Source organism: Taibaiella lutea, assembly GCF_008629695.1.
GTDB lineage: Bacteria > Bacteroidota > Bacteroidia > Chitinophagales > Chitinophagaceae > Taibaiella > Taibaiella lutea.
In genome coordinates, this window is sequence record NZ_VWSH01000004.1 from 379,369 (window position 1) to 400,387 (window position 21,019).

At 39.1% G+C, this 21,019-nt stretch carries 19 protein-coding genes; 9 read left to right on the forward strand and 10 right to left on the reverse strand.

Annotation, left to right across the window (positions count from 1 at the left end; all coding sequences use genetic code 11):
• Positions 1–72 precede the first annotated feature (72 nt).
• Positions 73–972, forward strand: coding sequence for a hypothetical protein (locus tag F0919_RS16485; protein ID WP_150033890.1), 900 nt, complete (start codon positions 73–75; stop codon positions 970–972).
• A 5-nt stretch (positions 973–977) separates the two neighbouring features.
• Here F0919_RS16485 and F0919_RS16490 read toward each other — a convergent pair whose 3' ends face one another.
• Entirely contained in the window at positions 978–1,943 is a 966-nt protein-coding gene (locus F0919_RS16490) for a T9SS type A sorting domain-containing protein (protein WP_150033891.1), read from the reverse strand.
• A 104-nt stretch (positions 1,944–2,047) separates the two neighbouring features.
• Positions 2,048–3,610: a signal peptidase I gene (gene lepB / locus F0919_RS16495; RefSeq protein ID WP_235903536.1), complete on the reverse strand. Its 1,563-nt coding sequence runs from the start codon at positions 3,608–3,610 to the stop codon at positions 2,048–2,050.
• 199 nt (positions 3,611–3,809) lie between these two features.
• Here lepB and F0919_RS16500 point away from each other — a divergent pair, with 199 nt between their 5' ends.
• Positions 3,810–5,930, forward strand: a complete 2,121-nt coding sequence (locus F0919_RS16500; RefSeq protein ID WP_150033892.1) for a T9SS type B sorting domain-containing protein — start codon at positions 3,810–3,812, stop codon at positions 5,928–5,930.
• A gap of 116 nt (positions 5,931–6,046) precedes the next feature.
• Here F0919_RS16500 and F0919_RS16505 read toward each other — a convergent pair whose 3' ends face one another.
• Positions 6,047–6,757: an SDR family oxidoreductase gene (locus tag F0919_RS16505; protein ID WP_150033893.1), complete on the reverse strand. Its 711-nt coding sequence runs from the start codon at positions 6,755–6,757 to the stop codon at positions 6,047–6,049.
• A gap of 310 nt (positions 6,758–7,067) precedes the next feature.
• Between F0919_RS16505 and rplM the strand changes: the two genes are divergently transcribed.
• The 5 genes from rplM (at position 7,068) to F0919_RS16530 (ending at position 12,846) form a co-directional block, all read left to right on the forward strand.
• Positions 7,068–7,502, forward strand: coding sequence for a 50S ribosomal protein L13 (gene rplM / locus F0919_RS16510; protein WP_317132543.1), 435 nt, complete (start codon positions 7,068–7,070; stop codon positions 7,500–7,502).
• Between the two features lie 42 nt (positions 7,503–7,544).
• On the forward strand, positions 7,545–7,934 hold the full coding sequence (gene rpsI / locus F0919_RS16515) for a 30S ribosomal protein S9 (protein ID WP_150033895.1): 390 nt from the start codon (positions 7,545–7,547) through the stop codon (positions 7,932–7,934).
• A 77-nt stretch (positions 7,935–8,011) separates the two neighbouring features.
• Positions 8,012–8,887: a 30S ribosomal protein S2 gene (gene rpsB / locus F0919_RS16520; RefSeq protein WP_150033896.1), complete on the forward strand. Its 876-nt coding sequence runs from the start codon at positions 8,012–8,014 to the stop codon at positions 8,885–8,887.
• Positions 8,888–9,405: 518 nt separating this feature from the next.
• Positions 9,406–11,706, forward strand: coding sequence for a catalase/peroxidase HPI (katG, locus tag F0919_RS16525; RefSeq protein ID WP_150033897.1), 2,301 nt, complete (start codon positions 9,406–9,408; stop codon positions 11,704–11,706).
• Positions 11,707–11,880: 174 nt separating this feature from the next.
• The gene (locus F0919_RS16530) at positions 11,881–12,846 is read left to right on the forward strand and encodes a YihY/virulence factor BrkB family protein (RefSeq protein WP_150033898.1); all 966 of its coding nucleotides are present in this window, start codon (positions 11,881–11,883) and stop codon (positions 12,844–12,846) included.
• 245 nt (positions 12,847–13,091) lie between these two features.
• Here the strand turns inward: F0919_RS16530 and F0919_RS16535 are convergent, their stop codons facing one another.
• Together F0919_RS16535 and F0919_RS16540 are read right to left on the reverse strand one after the other, a co-directional pair.
• Positions 13,092–14,126 carry a DNA topoisomerase IB gene (locus F0919_RS16535; RefSeq protein ID WP_150033899.1) on the reverse strand — a complete coding sequence of 345 codons (1,035 nt, stop codon included), beginning with the start codon at positions 14,124–14,126 and terminating at the stop codon, positions 13,092–13,094.
• A gap of 254 nt (positions 14,127–14,380) precedes the next feature.
• A complete protein-coding gene (locus tag F0919_RS16540) occupies positions 14,381–15,289 on the reverse strand; it encodes an NAD(P)/FAD-dependent oxidoreductase (RefSeq protein ID WP_150033900.1) in 909 nt (302 codons plus the stop codon).
• Positions 15,290–15,396: 107 nt separating this feature from the next.
• On the opposite strand from F0919_RS16540, the gene F0919_RS18865 reads away from it, so the two are divergent.
• Positions 15,397–15,672 carry a Shedu anti-phage system protein SduA domain-containing protein gene (locus tag F0919_RS18865; RefSeq protein ID WP_150033901.1) on the forward strand — a complete coding sequence of 92 codons (276 nt, stop codon included), beginning with the start codon at positions 15,397–15,399 and terminating at the stop codon, positions 15,670–15,672.
• Positions 15,673–15,699: 27 nt separating this feature from the next.
• Here F0919_RS18865 and F0919_RS16550 read toward each other — a convergent pair whose 3' ends face one another.
• From F0919_RS16550 to F0919_RS16565, 4 genes are all read right to left on the reverse strand, one after another.
• A complete protein-coding gene (locus tag F0919_RS16550) occupies positions 15,700–16,902 on the reverse strand; it encodes a hypothetical protein (RefSeq protein ID WP_150033902.1) in 1,203 nt (400 codons plus the stop codon).
• Between the two features lie 9 nt (positions 16,903–16,911).
• Positions 16,912–18,099, reverse strand: a complete 1,188-nt coding sequence (locus tag F0919_RS16555) for a hypothetical protein (protein ID WP_150033903.1) — start codon at positions 18,097–18,099, stop codon at positions 16,912–16,914.
• Between the two features lie 96 nt (positions 18,100–18,195).
• On the reverse strand, positions 18,196–18,597 hold the full coding sequence (locus F0919_RS16560; protein ID WP_150033904.1) for a helix-turn-helix domain-containing protein: 402 nt from the start codon (positions 18,595–18,597) through the stop codon (positions 18,196–18,198).
• 131 nt (positions 18,598–18,728) lie between these two features.
• A complete protein-coding gene (locus F0919_RS16565; protein ID WP_150033905.1) occupies positions 18,729–19,919 on the reverse strand; it encodes a hypothetical protein in 1,191 nt (396 codons plus the stop codon).
• A gap of 156 nt (positions 19,920–20,075) precedes the next feature.
• On the opposite strand from F0919_RS16565, the gene F0919_RS16570 reads away from it, so the two are divergent.
• On the forward strand, positions 20,076–20,357 hold the full coding sequence (locus F0919_RS16570; RefSeq protein ID WP_150033906.1) for a SymE family type I addiction module toxin: 282 nt from the start codon (positions 20,076–20,078) through the stop codon (positions 20,355–20,357).
• Positions 20,358–20,413: 56 nt separating this feature from the next.
• Here F0919_RS16570 and F0919_RS16575 read toward each other — a convergent pair whose 3' ends face one another.
• On the reverse strand, positions 20,414–20,755 hold the full coding sequence (locus tag F0919_RS16575) for a hypothetical protein (RefSeq protein WP_150033907.1): 342 nt from the start codon (positions 20,753–20,755) through the stop codon (positions 20,414–20,416).
• Positions 20,756–21,019: the final 264 nt, after the last annotated feature.

Below are 21,019 nucleotides of genomic sequence, written 5' to 3' on the forward strand. Positions count from 1 at the left end.
CTTTTAAATCAACCTTGCCTGTCATGTGGCAGTAACTTTGAGAATAAACTTATTATCTATTGCAAAGCATTTATGACCGGGCCAGTAACCTGGTGGGCCTGGGGAAAACGTGGTTATGTGGAATGCGTCAGCTGCGGTGCATTATCAGACATCCATCCTTCCTCCAAAGAATTTGCCGAAGCAAGGCGCATCTATTCTGCAAAGAGAAAACCACTTTATTATTATGTTCCAAGCATAGTTTTCGGAGGTTTTTCCCTTCTTGTAACATTAGCGATAATAATAGGGATTGCTTACAATGTCGCAACCACTAATAAACAAAAACTACAAGGTATCTGGACATCAGACGATGGCCGGGAATCATTGTTCTTTTTTAAAGACAACCAATACACTTTATTAGAAAGCGATACTATCATTTTCGGAAGTTATCGGGTCGATAACAAGTCTGACGAATTAACCATTATTATTAATGGTGAACGTAATATTATTAACCGGATCAATATAAATAACCTGCCTTTAGATGTCGATGCTTATGGAAGCGTTACCTTCAAAAAAGCGCTGTCATTGGGTGAAGGAGACAATCCCTATGAGAAAAAATTTAATCATTGGCGAATAAAAGCAAACAGGGCGGAATCCAAAAGTGAAGTCAAGGACAGGGTAATCGCTTATCTAAAATATCTTCAGTTAAGATATAACTGGGCCATAACAAACGATCTGACTTACTTACCTCCGGAAGTTTATTCGCCCGTATTACAGGCACAGAATGGTATTGGGGTTTATGAAGCTTCGCTGCCTTTATGGAAACCGATATTTTACACAGATGAGAATTATGTAACAGCCAGCAAATTCCTTTATTACTCCTTTCCTAAAGGGCGTCATATAAATGCAGATGAGAAGAATGTTTTCAAAAGAAACCTGAAAGCCATCGATGCTTATGTAGAAAGTGCAAAACGGACGAATATTGATCCATATTAAAATAGCTAATGATTTACTATAACCGGCTTTGCAACAACATATTCATTATTCATTTGAATGCGAATAAAGTAAAAGCCATTTGGAAAATGCTTCAATGAAACCTGATTATTGGTAACAGGTATTTCAAAACGTTTCCCGGTAATGGTTTGTAGAGAAACACCAGTAATTTTATGTCCTGTTTTGTTAGTTATGGAAATCATATCATTAGCAGGATTGGGATATATCTCAAGAATGAGATTTGTCATTAAAACATCGGTAACCGCCGTTGCTCCATTATCACAGGTTTCCGAGGTTAAATTTATCTGATGTTCATTGTCATGATAGCAGCGTAATTCACCGGGAACAGTTGTAAACTCTTCACTTAAGCAGCTACCACAATTAGTGCAAAGAGGTAAAATATTGGATGTCAGGCTACCTAAATATTCTGCATAGATATTCTGATTATTGATCGCCCATTTTTGATAATGAGCATTGGTTTCAATTATATGTGAATACACTGTTTTAAATGTACTACCGCTATAATTAACCATAGCCACCGAATCAACAACAATATGAAAAAGAGAATCTGTAAGCATTGCGTTATTAAAGAATCTGCAGCCCTGTAAAGGTGTAAGTGGAAGATGAATCGTATCTCCGGCAGCTACATTGAAAACAAAAACAGGTGTAAACCGTTGGAAGATATTATTATAAATAAATACTGTATCAGGAGAATCATAGACATAAAAAGTATTTGGCCAGAGATCGTAATATGGATGTTGATTTGGCGGAACGTTATATAAGGCTTCTTCTTTGATTATTCTGCAGGAAGTTCCCTGAATAACCGTATCTCCTGTAACATGACAATAAAAAACACCGTGAGATTGTTCATTGTACCATTCTGCCCCGATTGGTGCATAAATATTCTGAGCATTTACATTGAAGAAACTTACTAATAAAAAGCATGTAAGAACTAAATGTTTAAATGTATTCATGGTAAAGACTTATAGGATAAAGGTGACTATGAAGATAATAAATAAGTATAAATATCCGTGCATTCGTAACAAAAGCTACCAATGCACGGATATTCTCAAAACCCTTATTTTTCAAGTGTACCTACACCTCTTAATATACGGTTCCAGCGCATGCCCGGCTGAATGGTGTAAGCATCCGGACTTTCATCATCGCTGTTGCCACCATGACTTAACCATACGAAAGAAGCCTTTCCCACAATATGATCTTCCGGCACAAATCCCCAGAAACGGGAATCTTCGGAATTATGGCGATTGTCGCCCATCATCCAGTAATAATCCATTTTGAAAGTATATTGGTTGGCTTCTTTTCCGTTAAGGAAACATTTACCATCCTTTACTTCAAATTTGTTCTTTTCATAAACCTGAATAGCTCTTTGATACATTGCAATATTCCGGGACGAAAGTGAAATGGTCATTCCCTTACGTGGTATCAATATGGGACCGTAATTGTCCTGATTCCAGGGAAAGAAATTTGTGTTTTGCGGAAAAACAGATTGTCCGCTTCCCTTAATATCGCCCTTGCTTTCAACAAATGGCCTGACATCCGTTACACCCGGCAATTTACTTACTTCCATCGCTGTTTCATATTCCATTTCTGCAACAGTGCCTATCTGTGGATTACTGCCTTTATAAATAATATGATGTTCGTCGGTATAATCGGGTGAAAGGGAGAAACCGGGTCCGGCCTGTATTTGATAATCTATTCTTTGATGTGGAAAAATTTTACCCTTTATTCCGTTGATGTAAACAATGCCATCTCTTATTTCAACTTTATCGCCCGGTAAGCCCATACAGCGTTTGATAAAATTTTCCTTTTTATCGACAGGCCTGGTTATTATTTTACTTTGGTTCCAGACAGCGGCACGGCCAAATCTTTTTACAAAAGCATAATAATCATTGCTTGGTTTGTCTGCCATAACAGTATCATTATGAGGCACGTTGAAAACGACAATATCATAACGTTGTACTTTACCAAATCCGGGCAGGCGTTGATAAGGTGTTTTGATAGCATCAGAATAGGAGTTGCCGCCAATAAGCGGAATTGTATTATGAACCAATGGTAACTGCAGCGGCCTCATGGGAAGACGCGCACCGTAGGACATCTTACTTACAAAAAGATAATCGTTTGTAAGCAAGGTGCCTTCCATAGAACCGGATGGTATAACATAAGCTTCTATGAAAAATGTGCGGATAATAACGGCGGCAACAACCGCAAAAATAGCAGCATCTGCCCACTCTTTAATAATTTTCCTTGCACCTTGCGGCGGAGCAGAGGCAACAGGTTGTGAAAAATGATCTTTCTTATTGAAGCCTATATATATGAAGTAAAGAAAAGGAGCGAAAGCCGTTAAAGCCTGTTGATAAAATTTGATTTTGCCAAAACAACGTACAAACTCAATATATATGCCTATCGTAAACAAATAACCTGCAACCGGAATCAATTGCGCAACAAACCACCATTTTGGTTTTTGAGTAAGTTTCAGCATATACCAGGTGTTCAAAACAGGTACGAGCGCTATCCATGCAGGCATTCCCGCTTTTTGAAACATTTTGTATAAGCCCATTGCCGGTAGTACAAAGGCAAAAAACAACAGCCCGATGATTAACGAAATCTGACTTAATTCCATTTTTAGATAATTTTAGAATGTAGGAAATTATAAGATTCTAAAATCGCTCTTCTTAGCAGAAATATTTTATTTCGAGGTCGGTGTTCGGTAAAATATAGGTGGAATGTTTGTTATAAGCGGCAAATGACGCAGCATAATACCCGAAGCTAATTTTGTAAATATCCGGCATAAGGTGTAAATTGCTCATGACAATAAAACCATGAAAAAAATTCATTTTACTTTTTTTACTTTAGCCTGTATCCTATTTAATCTTTATAATGCTTCCGCACAGCATTACTACAACCAGACACCTGAATATTTAAAAGCTAACAGCAATTGGATATTAGGCGATTATGGTGTAAATATGAATACAGATCCTCCTTCCGTATTTCCGGTACCTTATTATGGAATAGATACAGATGCTGTTTACTATTATGGTATTGAAAACACAGGTCTTGCGCACGCATGGTTTTATTATTCCGATGGCCAAAACGACTATGGTATAAATGTTTCGGATCCCAATACGGGCCAGTTGTTATTTGTAAGTAAAAATCATAATTGTTACGATAGAAATTTCAATTTAATGCCGCATGGATTTGATGCCATTGAGGACTGGCAGGAATTTACATTGACGAATGATTTTGTATATCTCAGAGATAAAGTCAGCAGCATAGTACCATTCCCTAATAACCCAAAAAGATACTACTATTTTTCATCCCCTTTAATCGATAGCCGTCCCAATTATAATTCTGTAAGATATTCAGTCATTGATATGAACCTGAATAATGGATTAGGTGATGTTGACGCATCCATGAAAGATATCATTTTATGGCAGAGCCAGGCAGAATCTGTTTTATCGTTGGTACCAATTCCCGGCAATAATTGTGATTTGTGGTTTATTCTATTTGTTTCTAATATCAATGATTCAAATGTTAAAGCAATTACGTATCATATAGATGGCAGTGGCTTAAACCCTAATCCGGTTGCAGTTTATGAATCTCCGGTTGCAGATCTGTCTGTTATATACGGTAATACTACTGTTAAAGGGAAGGTCTCTCCTGATAGAAAGCAAATATTATTCTACAATCATGTTAATCAGATTTCGAAATTTAGTTTTGATGCGGAAACAGGCATTGTAAATGGATTCAAGATTTTAAATGTAGATTTTGACGGTACACCTAAATATGACTACTCACTGGATTTTGATTTTACGCCCGACAGCAGATATTTAATTTGTGCAAGATTTGAGAATCATACAATTCCACCGAAAATAAACAGTACTATAACGTTTTATAAGTTATCTGATTCCAATGCTGTTTATTCCAATCAATACGTAAGCCCCGGACATAATCCGATTTCAAATGGCATATCCACCTCTTTATCATTAAAATCTTACAATAACAGGCTTTATTTCAATAAACCTAAAGACACTGTATATCTTCCATCCATAACCGCTCCTTACCACAGCTTATTCGGCACATATAAGAATACCGGTCTTTCCAATATAATAAATAAGCCCGATGTACCCTGGAATGAGAGCCAATACAACTTGATAGATTTACCTCCATTTTGCGTGGACAATTTTCCGAGCGAAATCGTTTATCCATTCAAACCATCTGATACCATCCCAAATGTTTATATGGATACAATTGTTTGTGGCGAAAATTCGATTCATATTAATCCGTTTATGCTTAAGGCAAAACCGGGTTTTTCAGATTATACCTGGAATGACGGTACCATTGGTTCCGATAAGTTGATAACAGATACAGGTAGGTACTGGGTCTATTATCAGGGCCCTTGCAATTTCAGAGTTGACTCCTTTATTGTATACGCCAATAACCCCGTTAATAATATAGTTCCTGCAGATACCACTATATGTGAGCAGCGTTTCCCGTTTAAATTGACTGCCCTCGATGTAAACCGGTATTTATGGTTTGATAACAGCGAAAGCTCCTCTGTTACAATCGAAAATCCGGGTGTTTATTGGTTGCAATCTGAAAGTAATGGTTGTATCAGGACAGACAGCATTCATATTAATGCTCAATATTGCCCCTGTCACGTTTCTGTTCCTACTGTCTTTACACCTAATGGGGATGATTTAAATGATTATTTCAAACCTTCCATTGCATTAGGCTGTGTTCCTTCCGAATATTCACTCAGAATTTTTAACAGATGGGGCCAAATGGTTTATAGCTCTTTTAATGAATTCGACCGTGGCTGGAATGGTTTCTATAAAAATGGAGATGCGGAAGTCGGCACTTATTTCTACGAATTAAAATTCAAAAGTAGATTTTTGAACGAACCTTATTATAAAAGAGGTGATTTCGTATTGGTCAGATAGATAACCATCCTTACTTATACCATACCTGGCACAGAAAAAAACAGGCCATACACAGAAGTACTATACTAAAGCTTCTGCGTATGGCCTTAAGAATTTTATTTACGAAACGAATTTTCTTAAGCTGGCATACTCGGCCTTACTTCTACTTTACTTGGCAAAGTCCTTGCAGGCATTTTTATTAAATCCACTACTATCTGGCCAATATCTTCCGGTTGGATTTTCCAGGCATCTTTTTCGGACACTTCGTTATTGTCAAATTCCGTTGCAACCGATCCCGGCATGATGGTAGAAACCTTGATGCCATATTTTCTGATATCCAGCATTACAGCTTGTGTAAATCCCACCAAACCAAATTTACTGGCATTATACACACTTGCATTTGCAAAGAAATTAGTCCCGGCAAGACTCGCAAGCGTTATCAGATATCCTTTTGTATCTTTCAAAGCAGGTAACGTCGCTTTTACGGTATTGAATACACCGGTAAGATTGATGTCAATCGTTTCATGCCATTGCTCCACTGAAATATCTTCGATGTTTGCGAAATGACCTACCCCGGCATTTGCAATGACATAATCAATTTGTCCCCATTTTGCAATAGTGGCATCTACCGCTTTTTGTTGCGCATCCAATTGACGTACATCTGCTTCAAAACCTAAAGCATATCCTTCTTTTATATGATTCAGTTTAGCTACAGCTTCGTCAACATGTTTTTGGCTGCGGCTCGTGATGGCCACTTTTATACCTTGCTCTATTAATGATTGCGCTACTCCGAACCCTATTCCTTTGGAACCTCCGGTGATGAAGGCTACTTTTGTATTGTCTGACATATTATATAGTGTTTTTGTGAAAATCCGGAGCCGAAGGTCTGTATTCATGTGTTAAACCGGGATTAAATTAATTGATAAGAAGATAAATAAAGGTGTTTTTTGAAACTGTTTAAAACTTTTAATCAAATTTGTTATTGAAAATCAATTGTTTGCAAAGGTGCGTCAAAAAAAAGTAATGAATTGTTTGGTAGTTTTCAACAGTCGGCTTACTTTTGCGCTCCCAATACGAAAACATGTTGTAAAACATCTGCCGTAAAGGGATTCAGAATAATCATTCAGCAAAAAGCAAATAACAATGTCTCTTAAACAATTGAGCTACAGAACCCAATCAGCTAACGAAAAAATCGTTAGCCGTGACTGGTGGGTCGCTGATGCTACCAACCAAACTTTGGGTCGCTTCAGTTCTAAGATTGCCGCGGTATTACGTGGTAAAAACAAACCATACTATACTCCACACTTTGATTGCGGAGATTATGTAATCGTTATCAACAGCGGTAAAATCGTTTTGACCGGTAACAAAATGGAAGATAAAGATTACCAACACGTAACAGGTTACCCTGGTGGACAAAAACACGAATCTGCTAAAAATTTGGTAGCTCGTCGTCCGAATGCAGTAATCGAGCGTGCGGTAAAAGGTATGTTGCCTAAAAATCGTTTGGGTCGTGCTATGTACAAAAAACTATTTGTTTACGAAGGTGCAGAACACGGACATCAAGCTCAAAAACCTAAAGATTTCAAATATTAACCCCTAAGCCCTTATAGGGGCGCATATTAACTTTCTAATTAAATGGAAAAATCTAAAAATGCCATTGGCCGTCGTAAAGAAGCCGTAGCTCGCGTATATCTTAACAAAGGTACAGGTGAGATTAAGGTAAACGACAAAGAATATAAAAACTACTTCACGCTTATCTACTTACAAAACCAAGTAGAATTGCCACTTAAAACTATCGAAGCATTGGATCAATATGATATCAATGTAAACGTACAGGGTGGTGGTCCGAAAGGACAAGCGGAAGCAATTAAATTAGGAATTGCTCGTGCACTTTGCGAAGTAAACATTGAATTCCGTCCAGCGTTGAAAAAACAAGGCTTATTGCGTCGTGATCCACGTGTTGTTGAACGTAAGAAATTCGGTAAAGCTAAAGCACGTCGTAGCTTCCAGTTCTCTAAACGTTAATGCCCGCCGACTCATTATGAGCCGGATGAGGATAAGCTTATTATTCAAATTTTATCAACTCATTCAATTTTCCAACAATGGAAGAAAATAAATCATTACATCAGCAATTGCTTGAAGCAGGCGTTCACTTCGGACACCAAAAGAAAAAATGGAATCCGAAAATGCTTCCATACATCTTTACCGAAAAGAATGGCATTCACATTATTGATCTTAATAAAACCATCGAAGGTTTACAGGAATCAGCAGCAGCATTGAAATCCATCGCAAAAAGCGGTAAGAAAATTATGTTTGTTGCAACTAAAAAACAAGCGAAAGAAATCGTTTCTGAAGCAGCAGCTAAAGCTAACATGCCTTTCGTTACTGAACGTTGGTTAGGTGGTATGCTTACCAACTTCCAGACTATCCGTAAGAGCGTTAAGAAGATGCAGAGCATCGAAAAAATGCTGAACGACGGTACTTTGGACAGCGTTACAAAGAAAGAGCGTCTGACTTTGGATCGTAGCAAACAAAAAATGGAAAAAGTATTGGGCGGTATCTCTCAAATGGGCCGTACTCCTGCTGCTTTGTTCATTGTTGACATCAGCCACGAACACATTGCATTGGCAGAAGCTAAACGTCTTGGTATTACTACATTTGCAATGGTTGATACCAATAGCGATCCTACGAAAGTAGATTTCTCTATCCCTGCAAATGACGATGCTACAAAATCAATCGCTATCGTTACCAACTACCTGATTGCTGCAATCCTGGAAGGTATCGAAGAGCGTGCTCAAAATAAAGAAGAAGAACAACAGGAAGAAGAAGTGGAATTCACTGAACGTACCCGTGGTCTTGATCTTGATGATGAAGAAGCTAAGAAAGGCGGCAAAGGCGGTGCAAGCCGTGCTAAGCGTCCTGCAGGCGGTGGTGGTCAAGGTGGCCGCAAACCGGCAGGTGGCGGTGCAAAAAAATAATTCGATTATTTTAACTTGCCAACGTTCAAATAAATTTAAAAACCGTTCCGGATTTCCGGAACGGTTTTTTGCATTCAGGCTGTTTCATAAATGCAGCTTTCAGATACCGGAATTATTTTAACTTACTATCCGCGTGTAGGAAACAAGATTGGTCTTATCCCGGAGGGATACAATATCGGTAGCCTTTTGTTATTTGATTGAATATTGTCCTGTAAGGACAATATTACAGTGCTAATTATCATTTTTGTTTTGGTAATCTGACCCTTACAGGGTCATGAAATAAAATTCCTTCTATGATGCTACCAACATTACATTCTTACGGGATGGTCTGAACGATTTAATAAGTTTGTTTCCTAAATGGGGATAATCAAATTATTTTTTATTCCGTGTCTTTTTCCACTTATAACAACACCTGTTATTGAATTACTCTATTCCATACATGAAACAGTCTATACATTGTTTACAAGCAAGTTTCACAAACTTCAATATATTTGAAGAGCAATCAAAATGTATTTCTTATGGAAAATAACACATCTCATAACCCGCAAGACCAAAATCGTGAAGGCGATATAAGCAAATGCCCTTTTCATAACGGCAGTATGCACAACAACGTTGCAGGCGGTGGCATGAAAAACCGCGACTGGTGGCCAAATCAATTAAGGGTAAATATCCTGCGCCAGCATTCAGCCCTTTCCGATCCGATGGACAAGGATTTTGATTATGCCGAAGCATTCAAAAGCCTGGACCTTGAGGCGGTAAAACAAGACCTTCATGCGTTGATGACAGACTCCCAGGAATGGTGGCCTGCCGACTTCGGGCATTACGGAGGCTTGTTCATACGTATGGCATGGCACAGTGCCGGCACTTACCGTGTGCATGATGGCCGCGGCGGGGCAGGGCAGGGGCAACAACGTTTTGCACCATTGAATAGCTGGCCGGACAATGTGAGCCTTGATAAAGCGCGCAGGCTGCTTTGGCCTATCAAACAAAAATACGGACGTAACATTTCATGGGCGGATCTTATGATCCTTGCCGGAAATATAGCGTTGGAATCTATGGGCTTTAAAACCTTTGGATTTGCCGGTGGCCGTGCAGATGTATGGGAGCCGAATGAAGATGTTTACTGGGGTGCGGAAGATACCTGGCTGGGCGGAGACCTGCGTTACGCACATGGCTCCGAAGGAGTGGTAGAACCGCATGGGGTATTGGTTTCGGACGATGACGGAGATGACGGTATTCATTCCCGCAATCTCGAGCAGCCGCTTGCAGCCGTTCAGATGGGTTTGATATACGTCAATCCGGAAGGGCCCGACGGCAATCCCGATCCGATTGCAGCAGCTAAAGATATACGCGATACATTCGGCAGGATGGCGATGAACGATGAAGAAACCGTGGCATTGATTGCGGGCGGTCATACTTTCGGGAAAACACATGGAGCCGCATCGGCCGATAATGTAGGTAAAGAACCGGAAGCCGTAGGCCTAGAACAACAAGGTTTTGGCTGGAACAATGCCTTTGGCAGCGGTAAAGGCGCCGATACTATTACCAGCGGCCTTGAAGTAACCTGGACCAAAACGCCTACGCAATGGAGCAATAACTTTTTTGAGAACCTTTTCGGCTTTGAATGGGAATTAACCAAAAGCCCCGCAGGAGCACAGCAATGGGTAGCTAAAAATGCAGAAGCAATTATTCCGGATGCTTTTGATGCTTCAAAGAAGCATTTGCCTACCATGCTTACCACCGATCTTTCACTCAGGTTCGACCCTGCTTATGAAAAGATTTCCCGCCGTTTCCTTGAAAATCCTGATCAGTTTGCAGATGCCTTTGCACGTGCCTGGTTCAAGTTGACGCATCGCGACATGGGGCCACGCAGCAGGTATTTGGGTGCCGATGTTCCGGAAGAAGTATTGGTTTGGCAAGATCCGCTTCCTGAAGCAACTTATACGGCCATCAATGAAGAAGATATAAAATCATTAAAAGAAAAAGTACTGGCATCAGGTCTGGATATTGCCGCATTGGTTTCCACGGCATGGGCTTCGGCTTCTACCTTCCGTGGTTCAGACAAGCGTGGCGGTGCCAATGGCGCTCGTATCATGCTTGCACCGCAGAAATACTGGCAGGTGAATAATACGCCGCTTATTTCAAAAACAATAGCTGCGCTGGAAGGCATTCAGAAAACATTTAACGATGCCGGAGGCAATAAAGTTTCTATGGCGGATTTGATTGTTCTGGCAGGTTGTGCAGCGGTTGAAAAAGCAGCTAATGATGCAGGGCAGCATATTAAAGTTCCTTTCAATCCGGGTCGTACGGATGCTTCGCAGGAGCAGACAGATGTGGAATCGTTTGCACACATGGAGCATATTGCGGACGGTTTCCGTAATTACCGCAAAGCAAAATCTGCCGTTTCTACCGAAGCGTTATTGATTGACAAAGCGCAGCTACTGACGCTTACGGCTCCTGAAATGACAGTGTTGGTTGGCGGAATGCGTGCGCTGAATGCCAATTACGATGGTTCAAAGCATGGAGTCCTTACGCAACGCCCGGGACAATTAAGCAATGACTTTTTTGTGAACTTACTGGATATGAATACCGCCTGGAAAGCTGCTTCCAACGATAAAGAACTATTTGAAGGAACAGACCGGAAGACAGGCGCACCAAAATGGACTGCCACCAGAGCAGATCTTGTATTCGGTTCCAACGCTGAGTTGCGTGCTATTGCCGAGGTCTATGGTAGTACAGACTCACAGGGAAAATTTGTAAAAGATTTTGTGGCGGCATGGCATAAGGTCATGAATCTTGACCGTTTTGATTTGAAATAATAAAACAATAAATAACAACGAGAGGCAAGCCTGCACAGGCTTGCCTTTTTTATTCTCAATAAATGAAGTTCATTAATTCCCGGCTTCGTGCCTTTTCCCTGATATGACCCGCTTTTGAAATGAACTTTACCCATAGCGGCTTTGTTATCCATTTCAAGATAACTGCAAGATTCTATGAGCATTAAAACATTTTTCAAAGACGCATGGGAAATATTAAAAGATACTTTCACCGGTTTTTCCAACGATAAGATAACCATGCAAAGCGGCGCTTTGGCATATTATACCGTCTTTTCAATGGGGCCGTTATTTGTGGTAATTATCTCTCTTTGCAGCTTGTTCCTCGGCCGCGAGGCTATAGAAGGCAAGGTTTATGCCATTCTTGAAGATTTTGTGGGGAAAGACACCGCCGTTCAGTTACAGCAAATTATTGCGAATGCCTATATCAGCAATAAGAGCGTTATGGCAGCAACCATCGGCATTATTATGCTGGTTGTCGGTGCGACAACCGTGTTCGGCGTTATTCAGGATTCCATCAATAGCATCTGGGGACTGAAAGCGAAGCCAAAGAACGGATTATGGAAGATTATTCAGAACAGATTTTTGTCTTTCTCCATGATAGTCGGCATGGGCTTTATACTCCTCGTGTCCTTAGTGGTTACGGGCGTTATAGAAATGCTGAACAATAGGTTGCTGAATGTATTTCCGGGTGTGGCAGTCGTTGTTTTTTATATCCTGAACCTGATTGTAACGCTTGGCGTCAGCACGCTTATTTTCGCAATGATTTTTAAAGTCTTGCCCGATGCCAATGTAAAATGGAAGGATGTGTTTTTAGGAGCATTAATAACAGCCATTTTGTTTTTGGTAGGGAAATTCGCGATTTCCTTTTATGTATCGCAATCCAAAGTGGGTTCTACATTCGGCGCGGCAGGTTCTCTGGTAGTATTGCTGATTTGGGTGTATTATTCTTCTATCATTCTTTATATCGGTGCGGAGTTTACCAAATGCTATGCTGTTAAATATGGTTCCAAGATTTACCCGAACGATTATGCTGTAACGGTTCAGAGTGTGGTTGTGGAAGATGAAAACAAAAGCATCCAGAAGAATGAAAAGCAGAAAAAGGAAACGCCTAATATCAAATAATAGAAATACTACCGTAATTGATTCGGCGAACTCAGTCACCTAAGCATGTGCGCTGCGCTAATTGAATTTATGGAAATATGGGCTTGCAGCACTTACCGCAAAGGTCACAAAGTATTACGCAAAGAACCGCTAAGGCAAAGAAGTAATGTAGTCCTTTGCGGTTCTTTGCGTATTCTCTTAGCGTTCTTTGCGGTTAACATCCTTACGTTTTATTTAAGCCCTTGCAATGATAAACCCCGGTATCTTTAAGCTGCCGTCTTTTTCAGGAAATTGAGGAATGCCTTTTCCACGGCGTTGAAATCATCTGTTTTAATGCTTCCGGCAGGGAATAATTGTCCCATCTCCCCGTTTTCGTATCGCAGCAACAATTGCGGGTGTATGTAATATTTCTTACAAACCGTCCTTGTATTGCCAAGCCTTTCGGCAACTTTATCAATCAAAGCAGGCAGGCTTTTGGTGCTGTTTTCTTCACCGGAGCTTTCCAGGAAATGCTGCAATGCACAAACACAACCGCCCCAGGTCCTGAAATCCTTGCATGTAAAATCCTCTTTCATGATTTCTTTCAGGTAATGATTAATATCGGAAGAGTTCAGCGAATGCAGGTTTTTGTCTGCGTCGTAATATTGGAAAATCTCCTGGCCGGGCAGGTCTTTTACTTTTTTCAGCAAATTGATAAGCGAACGATGTCGCATCTGTACCATTCTTTTAACGCCTTTTTTCCCTACAAACCTGAAAATAGCGATGCCATGGTCAAAACGGATATGCCTGTTTTTAAGTGTGGTCAATCCGTAAGAGCCGTTTTCCTTTTCGTAAGCAGCATTACCCACCCTTATAAAAGTATTTTCCATAACACTTAAAGCAAGTGCTGTAACTTTTTGTTTATCAATACTTTTTCTTTTCAGGTCTTTCTGAATCTGCTTTCTCAGGTTGTTCAGCTTCCTGCCGAACTGGTATAATTTATCGAATTTGGTTTCGTTCCTGAATTTCTGCCAGTCAGCGTGATAGCGGTATTGTTTACGGCCTTTGGCGTCGAGGCCCGTCACCTGAATATGGCCGTTTTCCTTCGGGCAAATCCACACTTCCGTCCAGGCGGGAGGAATGACCAACGCTCTGATACGGTGCAGTATTTCCTCCGATTTTATTTCTTTTCCTCCAATATCCAGATAAATGAATTTCCCGTTTTTCTCTTTCCGTGTAAATCCTTTGTCTTCAGAGGTTACGTAAACCAGTTTATTTTTCCTGAGCGATTGTATTACTTCCTCGCTGATATTATTGTCCATTATCGCTATTTTGAATGATAACAATAATTCGGGCGGGAAGGTTGGGGAGGGGTGTTACAAGTCCTGTAAGGACGACACAAAAAAGGATAGGGTACAACCCTATCTATTCACGATGGGTTTACACCCATCGCTATTGTATTTCACCCTTTCAGGGTTTCCTAAGCTGTGAGTATTGCCTTTCTGCCGCTGTTGGTGTTTTTCACCAACAGCAATGTCCTTGAATATCAACTTGTTGGAGAAAACACCGACGACAACTAAAAACTTTCATCTGTCAGAATCTTATTCACCATCGCGCCGGTCATATTCCCTGCGGAAACGGCGGAGGCTACGGAACGCATCGGATTGGAATTGTCGCCGCAGGCATATACACCTTCCACGCTTGTTTGCTGAAAAGGATCCAGTTTGATATAACCATGTTCGGTAAGCTCGCAACCCAAAGCAACCGGAATATCAGAATGCTGTATAAACGGAATGTTTGCGTAAACAGCATCAAAACGCATTTTTTCTCCATTATGGAACACTACATTTTTGACATGGCCGTTTTCATGCTCTATTTCCGTGATGGCTGTTTCAATAATATCAATGCCGTGATGCTGGAATTTTGAAATCTGCAGATCGTAAAAATCCGCTTTGCCGGAAGTCAGCATGGTAACCTTGTCGGTAAGGTTGCTGACTAAGGAGGCGATATGAAAACCCCTGTCGGCATTGACCATAATACCTGTTTTTTGTCCGCGGTTTTCGTAGCCGTGGCAATACGGGCAATGCACTACCGAAATACCCCAACACTCCGCAAAGCCTTTAATATCGGGCATCATGTCTTTAATGCCTGTGGCGAAAATGAGCTTTTTAGCAGTAAACACATCGCCTTTTTCCGTGGCGATTTCAAAACCGTCCGGTATTTTCTTTCCGCTCAGGGCAAGGTCGTTGTGGAATTGTACAGTATCGTATTGCAGCACCTGGGCTTTGGCTTTTTGTGCAATGGCCGCAGGTGTTTCTCCGTCTTGAGTAATGAAATTGTGGGAATGGGGTGTTTGTCTGTTGCAGGGCAGATTGCTGTCGATGATTAGCACCTTTCTTAATGAACGGCCCAATGCCATTGCTGCGGATAAACCGGCATAGCTGCCGCCAATTATAATTACGTCAAAAGTTTTATTGTTTGTCATCGGATTTAAATCAGCTGTTTTACAAAATGCAACCGTGTTGCAAATGTAGGCTAATTTAATTTAAACGCAACAGTGTTGCGTTTGTTCGATTTGGGTTTTTGTTCTTTATGAAACACGAGCCACAGGCTCGCGCTAGCGGGGGAGAAAAAGGAGAAAAGATATTAACGTTAAAATATAAAGATTCAATTCCTGCGAACATGGAGATTAAAATCATCAATCCTAGTGCACTAATTATAATGGGTCGTGAAAATAATCTATCGCCAATACAAAAACGTGATTTTGAGATTGTAAAAAGAAAGTATAAGAATATTGCGGACATAATAACATACGACAACCTTTTAGAACGATTGAAATGTACGATAGAACAAATAAAGCTTCTTTGACATATTAATAGCTACCATTTTATTTATTCATTGCTGTTGAAGTTGATATTTCAACCATTCTAATGAATGTAAATTATATTCTGCCTTTTCATCTTTATAATTTATTATAATCTCTATTATAAATTTTTCAAACGTGACAACAAATTGCTTGAAAATTGCATAATTGCTATCCCTTTCACTTATTGTCCTAAAATCATGTACAACCATATTCCGAACGAAATAAAATGCCAGTCCTGCGTGATTAAGAGACTTTTTATCTTCATCGTCGACATTTTTTTGAGGATAGAATTGAGACACTTGTTTACATAAACCTATTAATTCAGCTGATGATGTTGGATGAATTGATAAGTACGAATCGATTAATTTGGTTATGCGATATTTTTCTGTTTGCAAAACAGAGATATCTTTTAATATTTCGTGTGGCTTTTTCTCTCTGCTTTTTGAAGAAAGGAGAACATTTTCAATTTCAGAATCATAAACTTTATTAATTAAAAGCTCTACAATTTGATATAATAAATGAAATTGTACAAGTGGATGATTACTTTCTTTTAATAGATCTCTAAATAAAGACTTGATAAAAATCTCATCTTTTAGCAGAGTCGAAATATGTTTAATGGTTAAGCTTGTAATTTGCTCTGCTGTAGACACATATCTAAGTAAATCCAACTCTTTAGGATTAGAGCAATGAAAATAATGCGATGAATATAAAAAGGGAATATAATCAGAGATGTCGAATTTGAAGATTTTATCAGTTTTTGCCTTGCTAGTACATAGAACAATTAATTCACTGTTATAAATATCTGTTATACTCAAATACGATGAAGGGTCTATAGCTTCAAATACGATATCATGATTAAAATATTCGCCTAAAAGTAATTTGTAAAATACTACGAAAGCATATTTTAAATAATGTTCGTTATTTGAATGAGAATGAGCCGTAGACGATAATGACTGTATAGGAAATATCCAACCGATACGCCCAATTTTAGTATTTACTTTTACTTCAAAAATGTTTTCTTCTTTGAAATATAAAGGCGATAAGAATGGGAAACATTCAAATTCTTCTGGCTTGTATGTGTCGTATAACGTAAAATTGTAATCTACATTTATGTTTATATTTCTTTCCTCATTAGACTGTAAGAGGAAATGTCCTCCATTGTCAGTCTTTTCATAAGTTACTTTATCAAGTAAATATTCATTTTCAGAATACGGCAATTTCAATTTTAGCATATATCCAAATTATGCGTTTTGACGATAACGTTTAAACGCATTTTCAATAGCTAAATTTACCACCAGATATGAGTCTCCCGCCTTGTTAAAAAGCTCTCTGAAAAAATAATAAAAATATGCTCTTTGCGCGTTCCCAATTTTGGGAGCATATTTACGAATGTCATCAAGTTTAAACAAGAGGTCAATTAATGACGAACTTATTTCCGTTGTAAATTTAATTTCAGAAATATTGCTAATTACATCATCAAACCCATCAATTAGTTCTTGGTCTACCAAAAAGCCAATAGCTGCACCTAAGCCTGTCATTGATTGTGACTTATCAAAAATAGATATTGCATTTTTTCCGTATGCTGGACCCGATAACTGGCCATATTCACTATCATCAAAAGTCCAATTTCCTGCTAACTCCTGAAATTTTATTTGTAGATTGTGATAACACATGGTGTATTTTTGAAAAATATCATAATCATTGTTCTCCTTTGATAATTTTTCAAGGCTTTTAATGTTTCCTAAGATATCAGTTTTATCGAAAGTGAGGTAATCTCTCATCAAATAAGATGTAAAGCCGTTTATTATCTCTTTAAAACTATATTCACCTTTTTTTCGTGGTCCTTTTTCATCAATTTCTTTTATTAGCCGAATTCCGTCAGTTGCATGATTTAGGTAATCTGAATAAAGAATTTCAATTTGATGTCTTACAGACATAGGCGTTTGTCCAGTATTCAGTGTGAGCATTCTATACAAAATGCCAATTTTATCAATACCAAGATAAAATTCGCATCTAAGTCTATTATGGTGAAAATGATTTATTGCACTTTTGTCAACATTCCGCAATAGCTCCTCTTCTGCGTCTATAATCGTATATGTTCTTTGTAATCCATCAAGAATAAGAATGTTCGAAGTATTAGACTTAATGAAAGCTTCAAAGCTTTTAGCTAATTCCTTTTTGTTTGCATTTTGCGGAATAAGGAATTGTTTTTGGGTTATAGCCAACACAATTGGAGGAATAATACATCCTACTTTCAAGTCATCCCTTAATAAACTATAAACAGATGAAGATGATTTTACTCTTTGTCGCTGAAATGGATTATTATTTAAAATATTGTCTGCGATTTCCAAGTATTCTTTAAACTCAAATTCAACTGAGATATTATGAGATTTTATCCGTTGATCCTCAAGAATTGATGTTATTTCCATTATTATTTAGTTTTCAGAAGACAAAACATACATTTTTTTGTTTCGAGGTCATTTTTACCAATGATTTACAAATCTACTCTTCCTTTCTTTTAAGAACTATCTTTCTTTAATTAACCGCTCCAACTTCTCAATCATTTCCTTTTGCTGTTGAAGCATACGTTCATACAATTCAATCATTTTATCAATAGGATTAAAGGATGGCTGATAATTAAATCCCGAAGCAACCGCATTGTCTTTAAAATCCTGAAAAGAATAAGTATTCGCAATCACATTCACCGCCTGTTCCTCATCAAAATTCTGAAAAGCTTCCACAGGTATCTTCAGTACAGTGGCTATTTGTTGCAGTAGGGTAGTATCGATGGTTTCTTTTTGCTCCAGCAGCGATATTTTCTTTTGGTTCCAGTCCTCGCCCAGGTCAAAGGCCAGCGCCTCTTGTTTTATGCCCATCATTTCCCTGAAGCGTTTCACATTTCTGCCTTCGTGTATTTTCTTGTCCATGTATTGCTGTATTTTCGAAACTCAAATGTAAGTTTTTTCATTCATAAAAAAGCCTGTCAGCAAGCAGGTAAATTATCGGCTTGTTGGTGAAAAACACCAACAAGGGCGAAAATCCTGCCTGCCGGAACGTATTAATTCAACGAAAATTTTTGACTTAAGAAGGGTAATCTTGCTATATCTGAGCCTGAGGGATTTTGCTTTATAAAAATATCGCCTTCCAGATAATCTTCATACACCCTCAACTCTATACTGTCGAGGCTGTTTACCGGGTAAGTAAAGGATGAAAGATAAGCCGGTACTTTATTTTTGGGCAATACATTGATTATTTTGAACATCCGGTTGTCATCTTTATCGGGATTAAATGCCAGATTGATCTTCATATATTTTTGGCCCGTTGTACGGACGGTTGTCAGGCTTACACTTCTGAGTGATAAACTGAGTGCCGTTTTTTGAGGCGTTAATGTATCCTCCTTATTAAAAACGGCAATATACTTTTCTGCAATCCGGACACTGACATCTTTTTTAGGGAAGGTTGCCTGCAGGTTATAAGCAACGGTTTCGTCTATTGCTTCCGATGCATTTGTAGCTACCATAGACCTGAAAAACTGATTGAATTTTTGCAATGTCGCCGTAGCAGTAGCCGATTGGATATACAAATCATACAGCGCCTGGGAGCTATAAACATTCGATTGCTCATATATCTGTGTAGCTATTTTTTGTAATATCTTCTCGTCTTTAGCTTCATCAAACACGAGGTTGATCTTCTTTTTCTGTTTAAGGTCGTTTTTCAATTGTTGCAGGGGCGTACCTGCATGCTTTTTATCTGCGACAATAAAATTGTTTAAGAAATTTGCCATTGCCTGTTCTTCCGAAATATTGTAGATCATTAAGCCCAGTTGAAATTTATTTTTCAGGTCGGCAGGGTTGTACGTATCGGGATTGAAACTTCTGAGATAGGCCAGTATTTTGTATTGCTGCTGTATAAGAACAGCAGGTGTGGCAATGCCTGATGAATCGGTCCGTATTTTCAGTTCGAACCCCGAATTGCCGAATTGAAAAACAGAATCCTTACGGAATACCAATGACAAGCTATAAAAAGCAGCATCGCCATTGGAACTTCCGGATGTCTGCAGGTCTTTACTAAACACATATTGTGCGCCCTTCTTGATCCAGTTATTGAAAAAATCAAAATCCTTGTTCATCATCTTATCTTCCGGCGCATTGAAAATATGCTGAACGGAAGGATAATATCGGTTAGGGGTTTGTGCTGTAAGTGTAAAACAGGTTGCGGAAAGGAGCAGAAGCGATAACAGGGTTTTCATAAAGACATTTGCAAAAAGCTCCTGTTCAGGAGCTTTGGTTAGATTTTTTTTTAAGGAACTCAAATGTAGGGTTTTTCCTTTCATAAAAAAGCCTGTTGATAAAGCAGGTAAATTATCCTGCTTCACACACTGAAATATGCCGCCGCCCACTTGAATATGCCTGTAAGTCGTGCTACTATTGTCCTGCAATTAAAATCTACTTATATGGTAAACATAAAGAAACAAAACAATAAGCTGCGGGTACGCACCTTAAAAGTGTACGATAAAATATTTTGCCGAAGCACCGGGCTACGCAACGGCAGTAATGTGGTGCTTTACCCCGAAATAAGGCTGATAGGCAAATGGCTGCAGGACTGCGGCTTTCGCCCCGGTCAGCATATAGAAGTCATTACGGAGCGTAACAAGCTTACCATCAGGCATAGGGTAGAGGGGCTTTAGGCATGGGTTACTCCCCTCGGGCTGATGGCTTCCACAAGCTCAGGCACTACCTCAACTTATCGTTTCACCAGATCTTTATAAATATCTCTTTCTTTTGTCATGGCTTCCAGTTCGCTTTGCAAAGCCGCAATTGCTTTGTCTTTTTCGGCAAGGGCCTCCTGCATGGCGCCTGTATAGTCGGCCGGGAGTTTTGCCGCTATATCGCCAATGAAATTGTGCCTCAGGATATGGCTCAATTGCCAGAGCCGGCCCATAGACAAATCATCCTGCTTCCGCATCCTTATCAGGTTTTGAGGGCTGACGTTTAAGGCACGTGCCAGTGCGGCTTTATAAGTGCGGTTATCCTTAATATACGCTTCAAGAATAGGCCCGATAGGGGGCAATGGCTGATTTTCCATATTGCTGTAATGATATTATTTAAAATAATGAATGTATGCTGACACTACAATTAACCTGAATGTGAATTTAATGCTCAAATAAGTTAATTAAATGGTCCGTAAATGTAAATAGAATTCTCATAAAAGTGAAATTAATTAACTTATTTGTCAATTTAATTGTCAAATAAGTTAATTAAATGGTCTGAAAATGTAACTATTATTCACATGAAAGTGAATAAAATTCATCTTTATGAGAATTAAAGTATCATACACGTTAATTTAATT